At 48.3% G+C, this 15,785-nt stretch carries 16 protein-coding genes; 9 read left to right on the forward strand and 7 right to left on the reverse strand.

What is annotated here, in order from left to right; translation table 11 throughout:
- Positions 1–113: 113 nt before the first annotated feature.
- The 3 genes from MC7420_RS26250 to MC7420_RS26260 form a co-directional block, all read right to left on the reverse strand.
- Positions 114–497, reverse strand: a complete 384-nt coding sequence (locus MC7420_RS26250) for a papain fold toxin domain-containing protein (protein ID WP_006104278.1) — start codon at positions 495–497, stop codon at positions 114–116.
- Between the two features lie 112 nt (positions 498–609).
- Positions 610–1,065, reverse strand: a complete 456-nt coding sequence (locus tag MC7420_RS26255) for an HNH endonuclease (RefSeq protein ID WP_006104226.1) — start codon at positions 1,063–1,065, stop codon at positions 610–612.
- Positions 1,062–1,298 (reverse strand): hypothetical protein, encoded by a 237-nt coding sequence (locus MC7420_RS26260; protein WP_044209835.1) that lies wholly within the window; start codon positions 1,296–1,298, stop codon positions 1,062–1,064. Before MC7420_RS26260 ends, MC7420_RS26255 begins: the two co-directional genes overlap by 4 nt.
- Positions 1,299–1,412: 114 nt before the next feature.
- Between MC7420_RS26260 and MC7420_RS40435 the strand changes: the two genes are divergently transcribed.
- From MC7420_RS40435 to MC7420_RS26285, 7 genes are all read left to right on the forward strand, one after another.
- Positions 1,413–1,565, forward strand: coding sequence for a hypothetical protein (locus MC7420_RS40435; protein WP_157453338.1), 153 nt, complete (start codon positions 1,413–1,415; stop codon positions 1,563–1,565).
- 126 nt (positions 1,566–1,691) lie between these two features.
- Entirely contained in the window at positions 1,692–1,874 is a 183-nt protein-coding gene (locus tag MC7420_RS40440; protein ID WP_006104305.1) for a hypothetical protein, read from the forward strand.
- A 282-nt stretch (positions 1,875–2,156) separates the two neighbouring features.
- On the forward strand, positions 2,157–2,387 hold the full coding sequence (locus MC7420_RS26265) for an addiction module protein (protein ID WP_044209837.1): 231 nt from the start codon (positions 2,157–2,159) through the stop codon (positions 2,385–2,387).
- Positions 2,384–2,695 carry a type II toxin-antitoxin system RelE/ParE family toxin gene (locus tag MC7420_RS26270; protein ID WP_006104324.1) on the forward strand — a complete coding sequence of 104 codons (312 nt, stop codon included), beginning with the start codon at positions 2,384–2,386 and terminating at the stop codon, positions 2,693–2,695. The genes MC7420_RS26265 and MC7420_RS26270 overlap by 4 nt, the downstream gene beginning before the upstream one ends.
- Entirely contained in the window at positions 2,688–2,930 is a 243-nt protein-coding gene (locus MC7420_RS40445) for a hypothetical protein (protein WP_006104272.1), read from the forward strand. The genes MC7420_RS26270 and MC7420_RS40445 overlap by 8 nt, the downstream gene beginning before the upstream one ends.
- Positions 2,931–3,302: 372 nt before the next feature.
- Positions 3,303–4,667, forward strand: coding sequence for an IS4 family transposase (locus MC7420_RS26280; RefSeq protein WP_006102762.1), 1,365 nt, complete (start codon positions 3,303–3,305; stop codon positions 4,665–4,667).
- 482 nt (positions 4,668–5,149) lie between these two features.
- A complete protein-coding gene (locus MC7420_RS26285) occupies positions 5,150–7,312 on the forward strand; it encodes an ATP-binding protein (RefSeq protein WP_006104311.1) in 2,163 nt (720 codons plus the stop codon).
- On the opposite strand, the gene MC7420_RS40450 is transcribed toward MC7420_RS26285, so the two are convergent.
- Both MC7420_RS40450 and clpX read right to left on the reverse strand, forming a co-directional pair.
- Positions 7,305–7,472, reverse strand: coding sequence for a hypothetical protein (locus MC7420_RS40450; protein WP_157453339.1), 168 nt, complete (start codon positions 7,470–7,472; stop codon positions 7,305–7,307). The two genes, MC7420_RS26285 and MC7420_RS40450, sit on opposite strands and share 8 nt — an antisense overlap.
- A 43-nt stretch (positions 7,473–7,515) precedes the next feature.
- A complete protein-coding gene (gene clpX / locus MC7420_RS26290; protein WP_044209881.1) occupies positions 7,516–8,856 on the reverse strand; it encodes an ATP-dependent Clp protease ATP-binding subunit ClpX in 1,341 nt (446 codons plus the stop codon).
- Between the two features lie 378 nt (positions 8,857–9,234).
- Between clpX and MC7420_RS26295 the strand changes: the two genes are divergently transcribed.
- A complete protein-coding gene (locus tag MC7420_RS26295; RefSeq protein WP_006104329.1) occupies positions 9,235–9,756 on the forward strand; it encodes a transcriptional repressor in 522 nt (173 codons plus the stop codon).
- Positions 9,757–10,022: 266 nt separating this feature from the next.
- Entirely contained in the window at positions 10,023–11,930 is a 1,908-nt protein-coding gene (gene dxs, locus MC7420_RS26300) for a 1-deoxy-D-xylulose-5-phosphate synthase (RefSeq protein WP_006104327.1), read from the forward strand.
- Between the two features lie 83 nt (positions 11,931–12,013).
- Here dxs and MC7420_RS41875 read toward each other — a convergent pair whose 3' ends face one another.
- A complete protein-coding gene (locus tag MC7420_RS41875; RefSeq protein ID WP_006104242.1) occupies positions 12,014–15,484 on the reverse strand; it encodes a hybrid sensor histidine kinase/response regulator in 3,471 nt (1,156 codons plus the stop codon).
- Positions 15,485–15,543: 59 nt separating this feature from the next.
- The gene (locus MC7420_RS26310) at positions 15,544–15,771 is read right to left on the reverse strand and encodes a DUF3598 family protein (RefSeq protein WP_006104273.1); all 228 of its coding nucleotides are present in this window, start codon (positions 15,769–15,771) and stop codon (positions 15,544–15,546) included.
- Positions 15,772–15,785: the final 14 nt, after the last annotated feature.

A 15,785-nucleotide genomic window follows, 5' to 3' on the forward strand; every position in this document is an offset into this window, starting at 1 on the left:
CGCAAATTCGTAATGGAGGCCGTTCCCAGGTATAATCCAGGTTTGGTTTGGATTTTCTCGATCAGGTCAAATAATGTACTCATGACGGCAATTAGTTTCCTTTAATTGTATCTTTAAAACTCTTGAATCACTTTCACGTCAAATTCGTTAGATAAGGAGGTAAAATCTTTGACCCACTCGTCGGGTGTTAACCCTTCTCGTGAAAGATTATCAAATATTTTTCCATAGACTTCAATACCATAGTGAATCCCGTTTTCAGTAATGGTTTCAAAACACCCCTGCTGTTCTTGGCGCTGGCTGAGGATAAAGTCTTCATTGTCGTATCGAGTTGAAAGTCGCCACAGTTTTCCTGGAATTTGGCGTTGTTTGAGCCATCGTTTGAGGGTACTGGCACAGTCTTGACAATGAAGCAGGGGAAATCGGACAACAATATTACCGATCGCTTGATAAAGTTCTGCAATGGCAGCATCATCTAAAGGTTCTGTCAGGAAAAGCACCTCCAGAACAAAACGTTGGTTTTATTGTAGCCGAAAAGAGAGATCGCACTCAAACCAAATTCATGCGATCGCACTCTATTCCTAAGTCTTATTACCATGTGATCGCACTTGTTTAAGCGGATTGGCTTGGATCAGTTTTGGGAGGATGTAAACCGACTCTTTTCCATAATTCTCGCGCACTTCGGATCGATTCCTCTTCTGGATAGCGGGTATCATTGAGATCAAGCCGATCGCACGTTGCTCGACCAATGGGCGTTGTTCCCAGGATTTCTTTCCCATCCGCACTCCAGATAAAATGGTCAGACCATTTTTGCTGGCGTGGGTTAAAAAGAGGAACAATCGTTTCAGTGATTTGATCGTATCCAGCCACGAAATTATAGCGACGCTCGTTGCAACGGCGACAAGCAAAAGCTAGGTTATTCAAGTGATCGGAACCATTCAGAGAACGGGGTACAATATGATCAATCGTAAAACGAGTTGTGCAAATCTTTTCGGGAGAATGACAATATTCACACAATCCATTGGCTCTCTCTCGCACTTGTTGACGTACTGTCTCATTAACGGTCATTTTTGAGCGAGGAGCATAGCATTGATATGAGTAAAAATGCGATCAAGTTCGCCAATTGCTTCGAGTTCGCTGATTTCTTCTAGGGTTAGACGATCACTTTTTTTCTTGTCGAGTAGTTCTTCCATTCGGGATTGCATATCTTCAGTAAATTTAAACAGCGTATGTTCTTCAATTCGCTGGAGTTGAATTTTACCCATTAGGGTAGAAGGTTTGATGATAACAGAGGCAACCATATTCGGACTTATACCATTTATAGGGATAGTATGATTCTACGTTGTTGCTTTAATAATTACATAATTGATGAGTGCATCGCATTCTTTCCTCCCTTCAACCTCACCCAAACGCGAATGGCACTCTCTCCCTTCAACCTCACCCAAAGGCGATCGCACTTTTCCCTTCAACCTCACCCAAAGGCGATCGCACTCTCTCCCTTCAACCTCACCCAAACGCGATCGCATCCCTTCTATTCAATCCAATCACGCCCGCGAATTCCCTCGTAGCCGTTAACGGTGAAATATGTCATGCTGAGTGCAGTCCGCAGCGAAGCGGAGGAACGAAACGAAGCATCTGTCCAATTATGACCGCGAACAGTATATGCTTTAATCCAAGGCGATCGCACTCCTAATATGCTACCTTTGCCAATTCTCCCCGGACTTTGGCTTTATTCGCCAGCTTGGGGATGTTATGCTTGTTTCCATGCGCGATCGCACTCTCTCCCCTCAACCTCACCCAAACGCGATCGCACTCTATTCCTAAATCTGATCACGCCCGCGTATGCATCCCATCTCCTCAACCGAATTACCACATGATCGCACTCTATTCTTAAATCTTATTACCATGTGATCGCACTCTCTCCCCTCAACCCAACCCAAACGCGATCGCACTCTCTTCCCTCAACCCAACCCAAACGCGATCGCAGTTTTTCCCTTCAACCTCACCCAAAGGCGATAACGAAGCGCAGATCGCATTCTCTCGCCTCCATGATGGGCTGAGTAGGGAAGGGATGCTGGCAATCTGATCACAGTTAGGTTGTGTTCTAGAGCAAGCCGCTTTCGTGCTAAACTTTTAATATCACTATCCTGTACGAAATTATGGCTTCTGTCGAGAAGGTAATGAAAGAAGCTTTATCATTGCCTAGTGCATTGAGAGCGTGGTTGGCAGAAAAGCTAGTTGAAAGTCTTGAGTATGATATAGATGAGACACTACAAACTCTTTGGGTAACGGAAGCGAAAAAGCGGAGAGATGAAATCCGCAGCGGTTTAGTTCAACCGATTCCTGGAGAAGAAGCGTTAGCTCAAGTGAGACGGCTTCTGGAGTCATGAAATATGTCTTTCATCCAGCCGCTTTAACTGAATATGGTGAAGCGGTTGAGTTTTATGCACAGCGTCGGGTTGAATTAGCAAAGGCTTTTATTAATGCGGTTGAGGATGCCATTTTTCGGATTGTTGAGTCACCGGATCGTTGGGCTGTCGTTGACGAAGATATTCGTCGATGTCTGACGCGCAAATTTCCTTATGGAATTTTATATACTATCGAGGACGATTATATTTTGATTGTAGCGGTGATGCACTGTAGCCGAGAACCAGGATACTGGAAAGTGCGTGTCGCACAGAAACCCTCAGATGGATGAAATAGCATCGCACTCTCTCCCTTCAACCTCACCCAAACGAGATCGCACTCTATTCCTTCAACCTACCAAAAGCGATCGCACTCTCTTCTATTCAACCTCACCCAACCGCGATCGCACTCTATTCCCAAATATTATCACCCCGCGATCGCATCCCTTCTATTCAACCCAATCAACACGCGATCGCATCCCTTCTCTTCAATCCAATCACGCCCGCGAATTCCCTCGTAGCCGTTAACGGTGAAATATGTCATGCTGAGTGCAGTCCGCAGCGAAGCGGAGGAACGAAACGAAGCATCTGTCCAATTATGATTTCCCCCCTCATCCCCTAACCCCAACTCCAGACCGTGGGGAGAAGGGGAACCAGATTCTCTTACTCCCCTCTTGCTCCCCTCTCCCAAGCTTGGGCTATGCATTACCCACATCTTTCTTAAACATTGTGCGATCGCGTCACGATCTGGCGGGACTGAGCGCAATTGTGTAGTCCAAGTCAGTACAATTGCTGGTTTACAGATGCGATCGGGTTACGGGATGGGATTGCCTGACTGGATGTATCAGGAGCCAGAGATTATAATCCCTTCTTGTGGCATTCGCATCTGAAAATAAAGAAATGAAAGAACTTCGATGGGCAGCCCAAGAATTGCGGTACGCTAACTTAGGTGATGCTCGGCGAAATAAACGCCTGGTTAAAATTGTCGAAGACTTAGCCGCACAGCCGAATGAAAGCATTCCAACGGCTTGTGGAAATTGGGCAGCAACCAAAGCTACCTACAACTTGTGGAAATCACCACGCATCAAACCCGATGACATCCGTTTGTCTCATCAAATCAGTACTGTGGAACGGTCACAAGAGCATAGTGTTGTCTTGGCAATACAAGACACAACGGATCTCAACTTCACTCACCATCCGAGCAAGAAGGGTATGGGTCCGATTAGTAGCAAGCCAATGGTGACGGGATTAAAAGTTCATTCGGTGTTGGCGGTGAGTACCTTGGGCGTACCCTTAGGAGTACTACACCAACAAGTGTGGGCACGTAATCCACAAGAGGTAGGCAAGCGACATACTCGTCGTCAAAGGCAGACTGCCGACAAAGAAAGTCAATGCTGGCTAAGTGCTTCCGTTGCGACCGAGTTAGCCTTACCTGAAGACATAGAGGTGGTGACGATTGCCGATCGCGAAGCGGATATTTACGATTTATTTGCCATGACTCGTCAAAGGCGATCGCATCTATTGATCCGAGGTACTCATAATCGTCGTGTTGACCATCAAGCCAAGTATTTGCACGCCAGCATTGAGCAAGCGCCAGTTGCGGGATTGGTCACCATTACTGTACCTCGTAACGGTCAGCGACCCCAGAGGCAAGCTACCCTAACCGTTCGCTTTGCTACCCTAGAGATACAACCACCTCGCCATCATCTCCAAAGAGCTAAACTGTCTCCAGTTACTCTTCAAGTGGTATTAGCTACTGAATCTCATCCACCCAAGGATACCACACCCATTTGCTGGTTATTGTTAACCACCCTACCTGTCAATAGTTTTGATGAAGCTGTCCAATGTATACGATGGTACTCTTTTCGCTGGCTGATTGAACGCTATCACTACGTTCTTAAAAGCGGTTGTCACCTCGAACAACTACAATTGGAAACACGAGAGCGTATTGAGTGTGCTTTGGCTACTTATTCCATTGTTGCTTGGCGCTTATTGTGGCTCACTTATCAAGCTCGCTCTAGTCCTGATACACCTTGCGATACTGTTTTACAGACCCATGAGTGGCAAGCTCTCTATTGTACTATTCACTCTCAACCTATACCTCCACAACAACCTCCTTCTCTCCGGCAAGCCGTTGGTTGGATTGCTCAACTCGGCGGTTTCTTAGGGCGTAAACATGATGGTGAACCTGGAGTCAAAACTATTTGGCGCGGTTGGCAGAGACTACAAGATATCGCTGCTACCTGGCAGTTACTTCACTCCTAGCTATTAAGTTCCATTTTAACTAACGGCTTGAAAACGCGATCGCACAATGTTTAAGAAAGATGTGGGTAATGCATAGCCTGGTGGGAGAGGGGCTGGGGGAGAGGGGGCATAAGCTCGAATAGGAAACAAATAACGATAAAAACCAATCCAGGTAATGGTTTCACCCTCATCCCATTCCCCCCTTTCAAAGCAGGGCTAGGGGGGATAGAGAGAGGCTTCTGGAGAGGGGAAATCACCATGAGAAAGCATTCCACCACCCTTGACACCGATAGACACCAACCCCAACACTAAAAACTAAAAGGAACCCTACACCATCCGCCGCCAAAATCCTGTATTCTCCGCTACCTTACCCCCCAACCAACCATCACCAATCCCCTAAAAAACTCTATCCCTTCCCATCCATATTTCTATAGTCACCTGTCCCCAAATCCCTGATAATAAAAACCAAAACCCTTAACCCATTTAATCTTACTAAAAAAATAATGTACACCCGCCCCATCGCCAACCCCGCCAACGCCCACACCCTCCACACCGCCCTCACCCATATCGAAAAACGCCTCAACGCCATTTCCCAACCCACTCCCGAACCCCTCCCCGATATCGACACCCTCCTCAACACCGCCACCCAAACCACTTCCCCACCCCTCGCCCTCACCCACCTGTGTACCACCTTCAACCTCACCCCCTTTGAACGCAACACCCTACTTTTATGCGCCGCATCTGCCTTAATTCCCTACTTTCCCCAACTCTGCATCGAAGCCCAAGGGAGCCAACAGTACCCCTATCCCACGTTTAACCTCGCCCTGAACCTGTTTGGCAATCCCGGTGTCTCCTTTGGGGGCGATGAGGCGATGAATGCCCTTTCCCCCACATCCCCGCTACAGTATTGGCAACTGGTAAACACCGAACCCTCAGTACCACTTCCCATCAGCCCCCTGCAACTGGATAATAGTATTTTGCTGTATTTATTGGGTCAACCCTATCAAGACACCCAGTTGATGCACCTGATTCAACCCCTAGACACACCGATTCCGCCTACCCTGCAACCCTCTCATCAACAAATAAGCGATCGCATCACCCAGTTATGGCAGACTAATCCTAATAGCCAGGACTCTCTTGCTGAACCCTTAGTCGGGGCGGGTTTAGTGACATCTGGGAACAATGGAAACGATAAGGGTAAAACCCGCCCCTACACCCTCGACACACCACAATCAAACCTACCCATCATCCAACTGTGTAACACCACCCCCAGCGCCGCCGCCGCCATCATCACCACCGTCGCCTCCCTCCTCAACCGCCCCCTCAAACGCCTCGAAGCCCATCGCCTCCCCACCTCTCTCCAAGACGTCTCTCACCTCATCCGCCGTTGGCACAGAGACGCCATCCTCACCCAGAGTATCCTCTTCCTCGATTGCCAAGACTTCAACACCAGCCATACCCCCCATTTAGAGGCACTCTGCCACTTCCTCAAAGCCATCCACACCCCCCTCATCATCAGCACCCCCCAACGCCTCCCCTCCGCCCAACGCCCCTTCATCACCTACGATATCCCCTCCCTCACCCATCTCGAACAACTCTACCTCTGGCACACCCACCTAGGGGAAATCACCACCCAACTCAACGGCGAAATCCCCGCCCTCGCCGCCCAATTCAACCTCACCGAAACCGATATCCAAGCCGCCTGTATCGCCTTCCACTCGGATATCGCCCAACTCCAAACCCCAGCCAAACCCAAGGGGCGTAAAAAACCCACCACCACTGACACCGCTTTCCCCCTCTCCCCCCTCACCACCCACCTCTGGGATATCTGTCGTATCCAATCCCGCCCCCGTTTAGAAGATTTGGCACAACGCTTAGAACCCACCGCCACTTGGGATGATTTTGTTTTACCAGAACCCGAACTTAAACTCCTCAAAGACATGGTGAATCAGGTGCGCCAACGGGTTAAAGTCTATACTGAATGGGGATTTGGTCAGAAAAGTAATCGGGGGTTAGGGATTAGCGCCCTATTTGCCGGACAAAGTGGTACGGGGAAAACCATGGCAGCAGAAGTCTTGGCAAATGCCTTACGCTTAGATTTATATCGAATTGACCTATCTGCCGTCATTAGTAAATATATCGGCGAAACCGAGAAAAATCTGCGCCGTATCTTCGACGCCGCCGAAACCGGAGGGGCAATTCTCCTCTTTGACGAAGCCGACGCCATCTTTGGCAAACGCACCCAAGTCAAAGACTCCCATGACCGTCATGCTAATGTAGAAGTCAGCTATCTGCTCCAACGGATGGAAGCCTATCAAGGATTAGCCATTCTCACCACCAATTTAAAAGAATCCCTAGACCAAGCCTTTTTACGCCGCATCCGCTTTATCGTCAAATTCCCCTATCCTGATGCAGCATCCCGTGCCAAAATTTGGGAACGCATCTTCCCCAAAGAAACCCCAACTCGGAAACTGGATTATGCGAAACTCGGCAAACTCCAAGCCACCGGGGGAAATATCCGTTCTATTGCCATGAATGCCGCCTTTTTTGCCGCCGAAGAAGGTAAACCCGTCACCATGCAACATCTCTTAGACGCCACTAGACAAGAATGCGCCAAGTTAGAACGGGGTATCACCTCTCCCGAAATTCAAGGCTGGGTTAAATAGGGGTTGCTGAATCAGGCTTGTGGTGGGGAGAGGCAATAGGCAATAGGTAATAGGCAATAGGCAATAGGCAATAGGCAATAGGCAATAGGCAATAGGCAATAGGCAATAGGCAATAGGCAATGGGCAATGGGCAATGGGCAATAGTTTCAACCTTTCCCAACACCCAACACTCGACACCCGACACCCCGTCAAGCCATGAATCCTCATGCTGATTCAGGATTAAGCAACCAAGAGGGATGGACTAACAATTCCGCCGCCGATCGCTTTTCTACCATCTCGCGGGTAATGGCGCAACGGGTAATGTCTTGGCGTGAGGGAATCTCATACATGACTTCTAACATCACCTCTTCTAAAATCCCCCGCAGCGCCCTAGCCCCGGTTTTGCGACGAAAGGCTTCTTGGGCGATCGCACGTAGGGCTTCTGGGTGAAATTCCAAGCGCACGTTATCCATGTTCAGCAGTTTTTGGTACTGTTTTACTAAGGCGTTGCGAGGTTTAGTTAAGATTGCCACTAAGGAGTCTTCATCTAGGGGTTCCACGGCGGTAATCACAGGTAACCGCCCAATGATTTCCGGAATTACCCCGAATTTGATTAAGTCGTCTGGTTCCAAGTGTTTGGACAATTCCGCCGAAGACAGTTGAGGCGATCGCGTCTCACTGGGTTGAATGAAGCCTATCGAACGTTTCCCTAAGCGTTGTTCGATAATTTGCTCTAACCCGACAAACGCCCCACCACAGATAAACAGGATATTACTCGTATCTAATTGAATGAACTCTTGATAGGGATGCTTGCGCCCTCCTTGTGGCGGTACATTCACCACCGTTCCTTCCAAAATCTTCAGCAAGGCTTGCTGAACCCCCTCACCGGAAACATCCCGCGTCATTGAGGACTTTTCACTCTTGCGAGTAATTTTATCAATTTCATCAATATAAACAATACCTTGCTCGGCAGCTTCTATATCAAAGTCCGCCATCTGTAACAGTCGCAGCAGGATATTCTCAACATCATCTCCGACATAACCCGCTTCTGTTAGCGTTGTCGCATCCGCGATCGCAAAAGGAACCTGTAACAGATTGGCGAGAGTTTGAGCTAAAAGGGTTTTACCGCAACCCGTTGGACCGATTAATAGGATGTTAGACTTTTGCAGGGTAATGCTGTCATCAAGTCCACTAGCGTCATAATCCTCCTGAGCCAGGTTAAGCCGCTTGTAATGATTATAAACCGCAACGGAGAGGACTTTTTTGGCTTGGTCTTGACCAATAACATACTTGTCTAACACTTGTTTAATTTCAACGGGCTTGAGCAAGTGATATTGGGGGCGACGGGGAGAATAGTCAGGTTGTTGGTAAGGGGGTTCAGCCGTTAAGGGGGGATAATTTGGGCTTTCTGAGTGAGATGTCAGCAGTTCTTCCTCTAAAATTTGGTTGCACAGTTCCACACATTCATCACAGATGTAGACGCTAGAACCAGCAATCAATTTACCAACCTGTTCTGAGGATTTACCACAAAAAGAACATCTTAGATAGGAATCGTATTTGGACATATCAAAATCCGCGCTGTTGGGTTCAGTGACAGCAATCTGGCTTAAGAGGAGAGTTCGGCTATCCAAACCGCTCTATTTCAATTGTAGTTTCCAGCGATCGCAAAAGGGGAGCTTCAGGTGAGGAGGTGAGAGGGGAGCTGGGGAAGATGGGGACACTCATGTAGAAACGTACCATGGTGTATCTGTGTGTAGGGGCGGGTTTAGGGACTAATATTGATGGTTTTCCTTAGCGTGGCTGCAAAACCCGCCCTGACCAAATGACGAATGACGAATGACAAATAACGACTGACATTAATTTTCAATTAACCGATTTTCTTGCAAATAGGTGCGATCAGTGACTATCATTGTCAATAATCGGGTTTTTTTGAGAGGGTGATTATGCCTCCGTATACAGCCGCTTCGCTGAAAGCTGAACTTAATTCCCGGGGTTGGCGGTTAACGCCGCAGCGAGAAACGATACTCCACGTTTTTCAGAATCTTCCCCGAGGGAACCATCTCAGCGCTGAGGAACTCTTCCATTTGCTGGACAAGCGGGGAGAACCCATCAGCCTGTCTACAATTTACCGCAGCGTCAAGTTGATGGCTCGCATGGGTATCCTGCGAGAATTGGAGTTAGCCGAAGGGCATAAACACTATGAACTGAATCAACCGTTCCCGAATCATCACCATCATCTAGTTTGCATTCAGTGTAACCAGACGATTGAATTTAAGAATGATTCAATATTAAAACAGGCAATGAAGCAGGTGGACAAGGAAGGCTTCCAGCTCATTGACTGTCAGCTTACCATACACAGCATTTGTCCCGAAGCTCTCCGTATGGGATGGCCCTCCGCACTTCCCAGTAATTGGCGCTGCACTCGAGCGATCGTGGCAGAAGATCCCCAGGAGGTAGACAATTAGCTTAAACACGTCATCAGGAATTTGTCCAATGGTTGAACCAAGGACAGCCAAGCGGTGACATTCGGTGGGTAAAACTTCAATATATTGTGATTTTCATCACTGACAACGGTTGAGTAGTAGCTAGAATCGCACGGATTTAGCTGTTTTCGCCAGATAATCTAGGGATTTGTTAATTTCATTCCCCCTAACCCCTAAATTGTTAGATACTTTAGACTATCAAACAGACGAATAATATCCAGTAGCGATTTAAAGAAGATTACGGCGGTATGCATATCAGCGAAATTACCCATCCGAACCAGCTACACGGTTTGTCGATCCGTCAACTGGAGGAAATTGCCCGTCAAATTCGGGAACGACATCTGCAAACGGTAGCCAAAAGCGGTGGTCATTTAGGTCCAGGCTTAGGGGTTGTCGAACTGACGTTGGGATTATATCAGACACTCGATTTGGATCGGGATAAGGTGATTTGGGATGTCGGTCACCAAGCCTATCCCCATAAGATGATTACGGGACGCTATAATCACTTCCACACCCTACGGCAAAAGGACGGGGTTGCTGGTTACCTCAAGCGTTGCGAGAATAAGTTTGATCACTTCGGTGCGGGTCATGCGTCTACCAGTATTTCAGCCGCCCTGGGAATGGCGCTGGCGCGTGATGCGAAAGGAGAAAACTTCAAGACAGCAGCGGTGATTGGTGATGGTGCCTTAACCGGGGGTATGGCATTAGAAGCGATTAACCATGCTGGACATTTACCCCATACCCGGCTGTTGGTGGTACTGAATGATAATGAAATGTCCATTTCGCCCAACGTGGGCGCGATTTCCCGGTCTCTGAACCGAGTACGCCTGAGTAAGCCGATGCAGTTCCTGGCGGATAATTTAGAGGAACAGTTCAAGCATTTTCCCTTGTTTGGGGAATCCTTGACTCCCGAATTACAACGGGTGAAAGAGGGGATGAAGCGGTTAGCTGTACCCAAAGTTGGGGCGGTGTTGGAAGAACTGGGCTTCACCTACATGGGACCAGTAGATGGTCATAATTTAGAAGACTTGATTACCACGTTCAAATCAGCACATACATACTCAGGTCCCGTCTTGGTGCATGTGGTAACGACCAAAGGTAAGGGTTATGCGATCGCAGAACAAGACCAAGTCGGTTATCATGCCCAAAGTCCCTTTGATTTAACCACCGGGAAAGCGATTCCCTCCAACAAGCCGAAACCCCCCGGCTATTCCAAAGTCTTTGCCCACACTTTGGTTAAATTAGCCGAAAACAATCCCAAAATCATCGGCATTACGGCAGCTATGGCGACGGGAACCGGGTTAACTAAACTCCAGGAAAAACTTCCCAAACAATACATCGATGTGGGAATTGCCGAACAGCACGCCGTTACCCTAGCCGCAGGGCTGGCTTGCGAAGGAATGCGACCTGTAGCGGCGATTTACTCCACCTTCCTGCAACGGGCGTATGACCAGATCATTCACGATGTCTGCATCCAAAACCTACCCGTGTTCTTCTGCTTAGATCGCGCCGGGATTGTTGGTGCCGATGGTCCAACCCACCAAGGGATGTATGATATTGCCTATCTACGCTGCATTCCCAACATAGTGGTTATGGCACCTAAGGATGAAGCGGAACTACAACGGATGCTGGTAACGGGTGTGAATTACACCGAAGGACCGATTGCGATGCGTTATCCACGGGGGAATGGGTATGGCGTTCCCTTAATGGAAGAAGGATGGGATGGGCTACCCATCGGTAAAGGCGAAATTCTCCGCAATGGCGATGATATCCTGCTGATTGGCTATGGTTCCATGGTGTATCCTGCGATGCAAACGGCGGAGATTTTGAGCGAACACGGAATTGAAGCCACTGTGGTTAATGCCCGTTTTGTCAAGCCTTTGGATACGGAGTTGATTCTGCCCCTAGCCCAGCGAATTGGTAAGGTGGTTACCTTAGAAGAAGGCTGCTTGATGGGCGGTTTTGGGTCAGCCGTGACGGAAGCGTTATCGGACAATAATGTTTTGGTACCCGTGAAGCGGTTTGGTGTCCCGGATAAGTTAGTCGATCATGCTAAACCTGATGAGTCAAAAGCCGATTTAGGGTTAACACCGTCCCAAATGGCACAACAAGTGCGCGAAGCGTTCTTTAGTAAACAACCGTCGGTGGTGAGTTAATTTCCAATCGTGTAGAGACGTAGCATGCTACGTCTCTACAGGTACGGGGTTGATAACGACGGCTGTAAAATTCAACAAAATGATTACCTCAAATTTACTGTTTCCAGCAGAAACGCTTGCACTTTTTCTAATTGTCGTTTTAAGGAATCCAGCCGCTCATTTGCTTTGACTAAGGTTTTTTCCCGCGCCTGTTGTTCTAATTGGGCGGCAATTTGGGGAATGAGTCGCACACCAATATTTGCACTCGTACCCTTGAGCCGATGGGCTTGTTGCTCAAGCATCTGGAAATCTTCCATCTCCAGAGCGTGATACATTTGTTCAAGTCCCGGTTGAGCATGTTTAATAAAGACTTGTATGAGTTGCTTTTGCAGGATGATTTGACCTCTAGAGATCACCTCTAGACGTTTTGTATCGAACAACGTGTGATCAAGGTAGAAGCCTGTAGACGCCAAAGGACTCGAATTAATTTCTGCTTCCCCAGCTTCCCCAGCTCCCTCTGCTTCCCCAGCTCCCCCAGCTCCCCCAGCTCCCCCAGCTTTCCCAGCTTCCCCAGCTCCCCCAGCTCCCCCAGCTCCCCCAGCTCCCCCAGCTTTCCCAGCTTCCCCAGCTTTCCCAGCTTCCCCAGCTCCCCCAGCTCCCCCAGCTCCCCCAGCTCCCCCAGCTTTCCCAGCTCCCCCAGCTCCCCCAGCTCCCCCAGCTCCCCCAGCTCCCCCAGCTCCCCCAGCTCCCCCAGCTCCCCCAGACTTTGCCCAACGTTCGATCATTGCCTGTAAGGTATCTTGATCAAAGGGTTTACTGAGAAAGTCATCCATCCCCACCGCCAAACATTTTTCGCGATCGCTCTCTAAGGCACTAGCGGTTAAAGCAATGACAATCGTATGCCGATTTGACCCTTCTTGGCGTCGTAATTCACGAGTCGCTTCATAACCATCCAAGACAGGCATCTGACAATCCATAAACACGATATCGTAGGACTGGGCTTGTAATTTCGCCAACGCCTCTGATCCGTTACTGGCGCACTCAGGCTGATACCCTAGCATTTGCAACTGGTTGACGATCACCGTTTGATTGATGGGATGATCGTCAACCAGTAAAATTTTCAAGTGGGATGAATCATTCAGATGAGTGGGTTGATGGATAGTGGTTTGCCAAGTCTCCAGATCTACCTCAGGCGTCACCGCCGCCAATAAACTCTCCCATAGCTGTGACGCTTTCATCGGTTTAGTCAGATACCCCAAAATCTCCATCGATTCCAACTCTTGCACCGTATCAAGCTGATGCATTGTTGTGATCACAATCAATTTAGTGGACGCCAAACTGGGATTACAGCGAATCATCGGCACAATCGACTCCCCCTGACTTCCAGGGAGTTGCAAATCCAGAATCGCCACATCATAAGGATGACATCGGCTCACCGCATTCCGTAAAGCATCCATGGTACTGGTACTATCCGTGGCTTCATCAATCTGCATCCCCCAGGCTTCCAGATGCGATCGCACGGTTTGGCGAGTTGTGGCATTTTTGGCGGTGACTAAGAGTTTGAGCTGGCGTAGTGCTAAGGGAACGGCTTGGGCGGGTGGTAAGGGTTGCGTCTTAACGGGTACAGTAAACCAAAATGTTGATCCTTGACCCACCTTACTCTCAACCCCAATTTTACCCCCCAGCAACTCAACCAATTGCTGACAAATCACCAATCCCAAACCCGTTCCCCCATAGCGCCGTGTTGTTGAAGCCTCGACTTGGGAAAATGCTTGAAACAATTTGGATTGATCAGCCGCGCTAATACCAATTCCGGTATCGGTGACGGAAAATCGCAAGGTAACTGAAGATTGAGATAAAGTATCTGTGGGCTGATGCCGACTGACCGCTACCCGCACCACCACTTCCCCTGCATCGGTAAACTTAATCGCATTACCGACCAAATTCAACAAAATCTGACGTAAACGTCCCGGATCACTCTGTAACTGTCGCGGAACATTCGATTCAACCAGGATAGCTAATTCTAACCCCTTTGTCTCTGCCTGTACTGCTAAGACATCAATCACAGAATCCAGGCAACTGTCTAAGCTAAAGTCGATCTGCTCCAAAAGCATTTTACCGGCTTCGAGTTTAGAAACATCAAGAATATCATTAATGACAGTGAGCAAATGTTTAGCACAGCTTTCAATCGTGCGCGTGTAATTCAGTTGTTGAGGGTTCAGATCCGTTTGCAATAGTAACCGCATCATCCCTAAAACACCGTTGATCGGGGTGCGGATTTCGTGACTCATATTTGCCAGAAATTTAGACTTGAGCCGCGCTGTTGCTAAAGCTGCGTCTCGGGCTTCTACTAACTCATTAATCGGAAAACAAGCAAGTACAATTCCGCCAACATCCCCAGTTGAGGTATACCAGGGATGAATCGCCCAATGTTCATAAATTGTCGTACCATCAGCCCGTTGCCAGACATCTTCACTCTTGGTAATAATCTCTCCCTGTAACGCCCGTTGATGAGCTTCTCGCCATGGTTCGGGTAGCTCCGGGAATATATCATAGTGACACCGATTGATCAGGGATTGTTCATCTAAGCTATAAATAGTAAGCCATTGTTGAGAATGAGCCAGATAGCGCATTTGCCGATCAAACATTGCCATGGCAACGGGTGCAACGGTAATAATTTGTCGGAGTTGTTGGCGTTCTTGTTCTAAATGTTGATTGAGTTGCTGTAGCTGGGTGGTTCGTTCCTCAACGCGATGTTCTAATTCCACATTGACTTGCTTCAGTGCCGTTTCCGCTTGCTTGCGACTGGTAATATCGAGAGCCAAAGATAAAATTGAGACTAAATTATCGGCGTCATCGCGCAGTGCTGAATTGTACCATTCACAATCAATGACTGAACCCTCTTTGGTGTAGTTACGGTTACAACAAATAGAGCGAGGTGTACTACCATCAAGTAAATTCGTCATCACCACATTAACGGCATCCCTATCTTCAGTAAATACCAGTTGCAACTCATCAATCTGCCGACCTAAGGCTTCCTCGGCTTTCCAGCCAAAGATTTGTTCAGCCTGTTGGGACCAGCGTTGCACTCGATGGTGACTATCCCATTCAATCACCGCCAAGGGAGAATTTTCTACGTGAAAGGTGAGGCGTTGTAGAGTATGCTGTAATTCAGTTTCTGCTGTTTTGCGTTCTCTGATTTCTTGTGCGAGTTGAGCCGGACTGGGTAATGCTAGGGCTTTGGGGATTAATTGCACCAGCAGTACGGCTGTAGCCAGGGAAACGATCGCGGTGATGGCTTTGATGACTCCACTCAGCCAGTAATCGGGATGCCATAGCGTCCACACGCCCATAATATGAGTTGTACCACAGGCTAAGATAAAGGCACTAAATAACCAAAACATCCAGTCAAAGGGCAGATCCTGTCGCTTGCGGACGAAGTAAACTAAGGTTACCGGAATCGAATAGTAAGCTAGTCCAGTTAACGAATCGGACAAGAGATGAAGCCATACCAGTCCTGGCTGCCAAAGATAACAATGTCCATGGGGAATATAGTTCGCCAAGACTGTCCACATTATGAACCCTCCCTTTTGGGTGTTGTGATGCTGGGTATTTGATAATAATTGATAATGGCTTACCCGGAACGTTTTATTCGTTGCTCTCTAACTAACGTCAGACTGACCCAAGATCCGCGATCGCTATAGCGGCGAATCAGTCGTTGGCGTAGGTTGGGTTCGACTAACCAACCGACTTCGAGGACAAAACTGTGACCGGATTTAATCGTTAATGGACAGTTAGAAGACGCGCCATCGGGGAGAAGTACGACCTGAACGGGTAATCCACCGTCCTGGAAATGGAGCATCTCTCCGTCGATTC

This window comes from Coleofasciculus chthonoplastes PCC 7420 (assembly GCF_000155555.1).
GTDB lineage: Bacteria > Cyanobacteriota > Cyanobacteriia > Cyanobacteriales > Coleofasciculaceae > Coleofasciculus > Coleofasciculus chthonoplastes_A.

Coding starts and splice junctions, on each gene's coding strand:
- MC7420_RS26255 (WP_006104226.1), bottom strand. CDS start 1,065: ATGACCGTTAATGAGACAGTACGTCAACAAGTGCGAGAGAGAGCCAAT.
- MC7420_RS26260 (WP_044209835.1), bottom strand. CDS start 1,298: ATGGTTGCCTCTGTTATCATCAAACCTTCTACCCTAATGGGTAAAATT.
- MC7420_RS40435 (WP_157453338.1), top strand. CDS start 1,413: ATGGCACTCTCTCCCTTCAACCTCACCCAAAGGCGATCGCACTTTTCC.
- MC7420_RS40440 (WP_006104305.1), top strand. CDS start 1,692: ATGCTACCTTTGCCAATTCTCCCCGGACTTTGGCTTTATTCGCCAGCT.
- MC7420_RS26265 (WP_044209837.1), top strand. CDS start 2,157: ATGGCTTCTGTCGAGAAGGTAATGAAAGAAGCTTTATCATTGCCTAGT.
- MC7420_RS26270 (WP_006104324.1), top strand. CDS start 2,384: ATGAAATATGTCTTTCATCCAGCCGCTTTAACTGAATATGGTGAAGCG.
- MC7420_RS40445 (WP_006104272.1), top strand. CDS start 2,688: ATGGATGAAATAGCATCGCACTCTCTCCCTTCAACCTCACCCAAACGA.
- MC7420_RS26280 (WP_006102762.1), top strand. CDS start 3,303: ATGAAAGAACTTCGATGGGCAGCCCAAGAATTGCGGTACGCTAACTTA.
- MC7420_RS26285 (WP_006104311.1), top strand. CDS start 5,150: ATGTACACCCGCCCCATCGCCAACCCCGCCAACGCCCACACCCTCCAC.
- clpX (WP_044209881.1), bottom strand. CDS start 8,856: ATGTCCAAATACGATTCCTATCTAAGATGTTCTTTTTGTGGTAAATCC.
- MC7420_RS26295 (WP_006104329.1), top strand. CDS start 9,235: ATGCCTCCGTATACAGCCGCTTCGCTGAAAGCTGAACTTAATTCCCGG.
- dxs (WP_006104327.1), top strand. CDS start 10,023: ATGCATATCAGCGAAATTACCCATCCGAACCAGCTACACGGTTTGTCG.
- MC7420_RS41875 (WP_006104242.1), bottom strand. CDS start 15,484: ATGTGGACAGTCTTGGCGAACTATATTCCCCATGGACATTGTTATCTT.
- MC7420_RS26310 (WP_006104273.1), bottom strand. CDS start 15,771: ATGCTCCATTTCCAGGACGGTGGATTACCCGTTCAGGTCGTACTTCTC.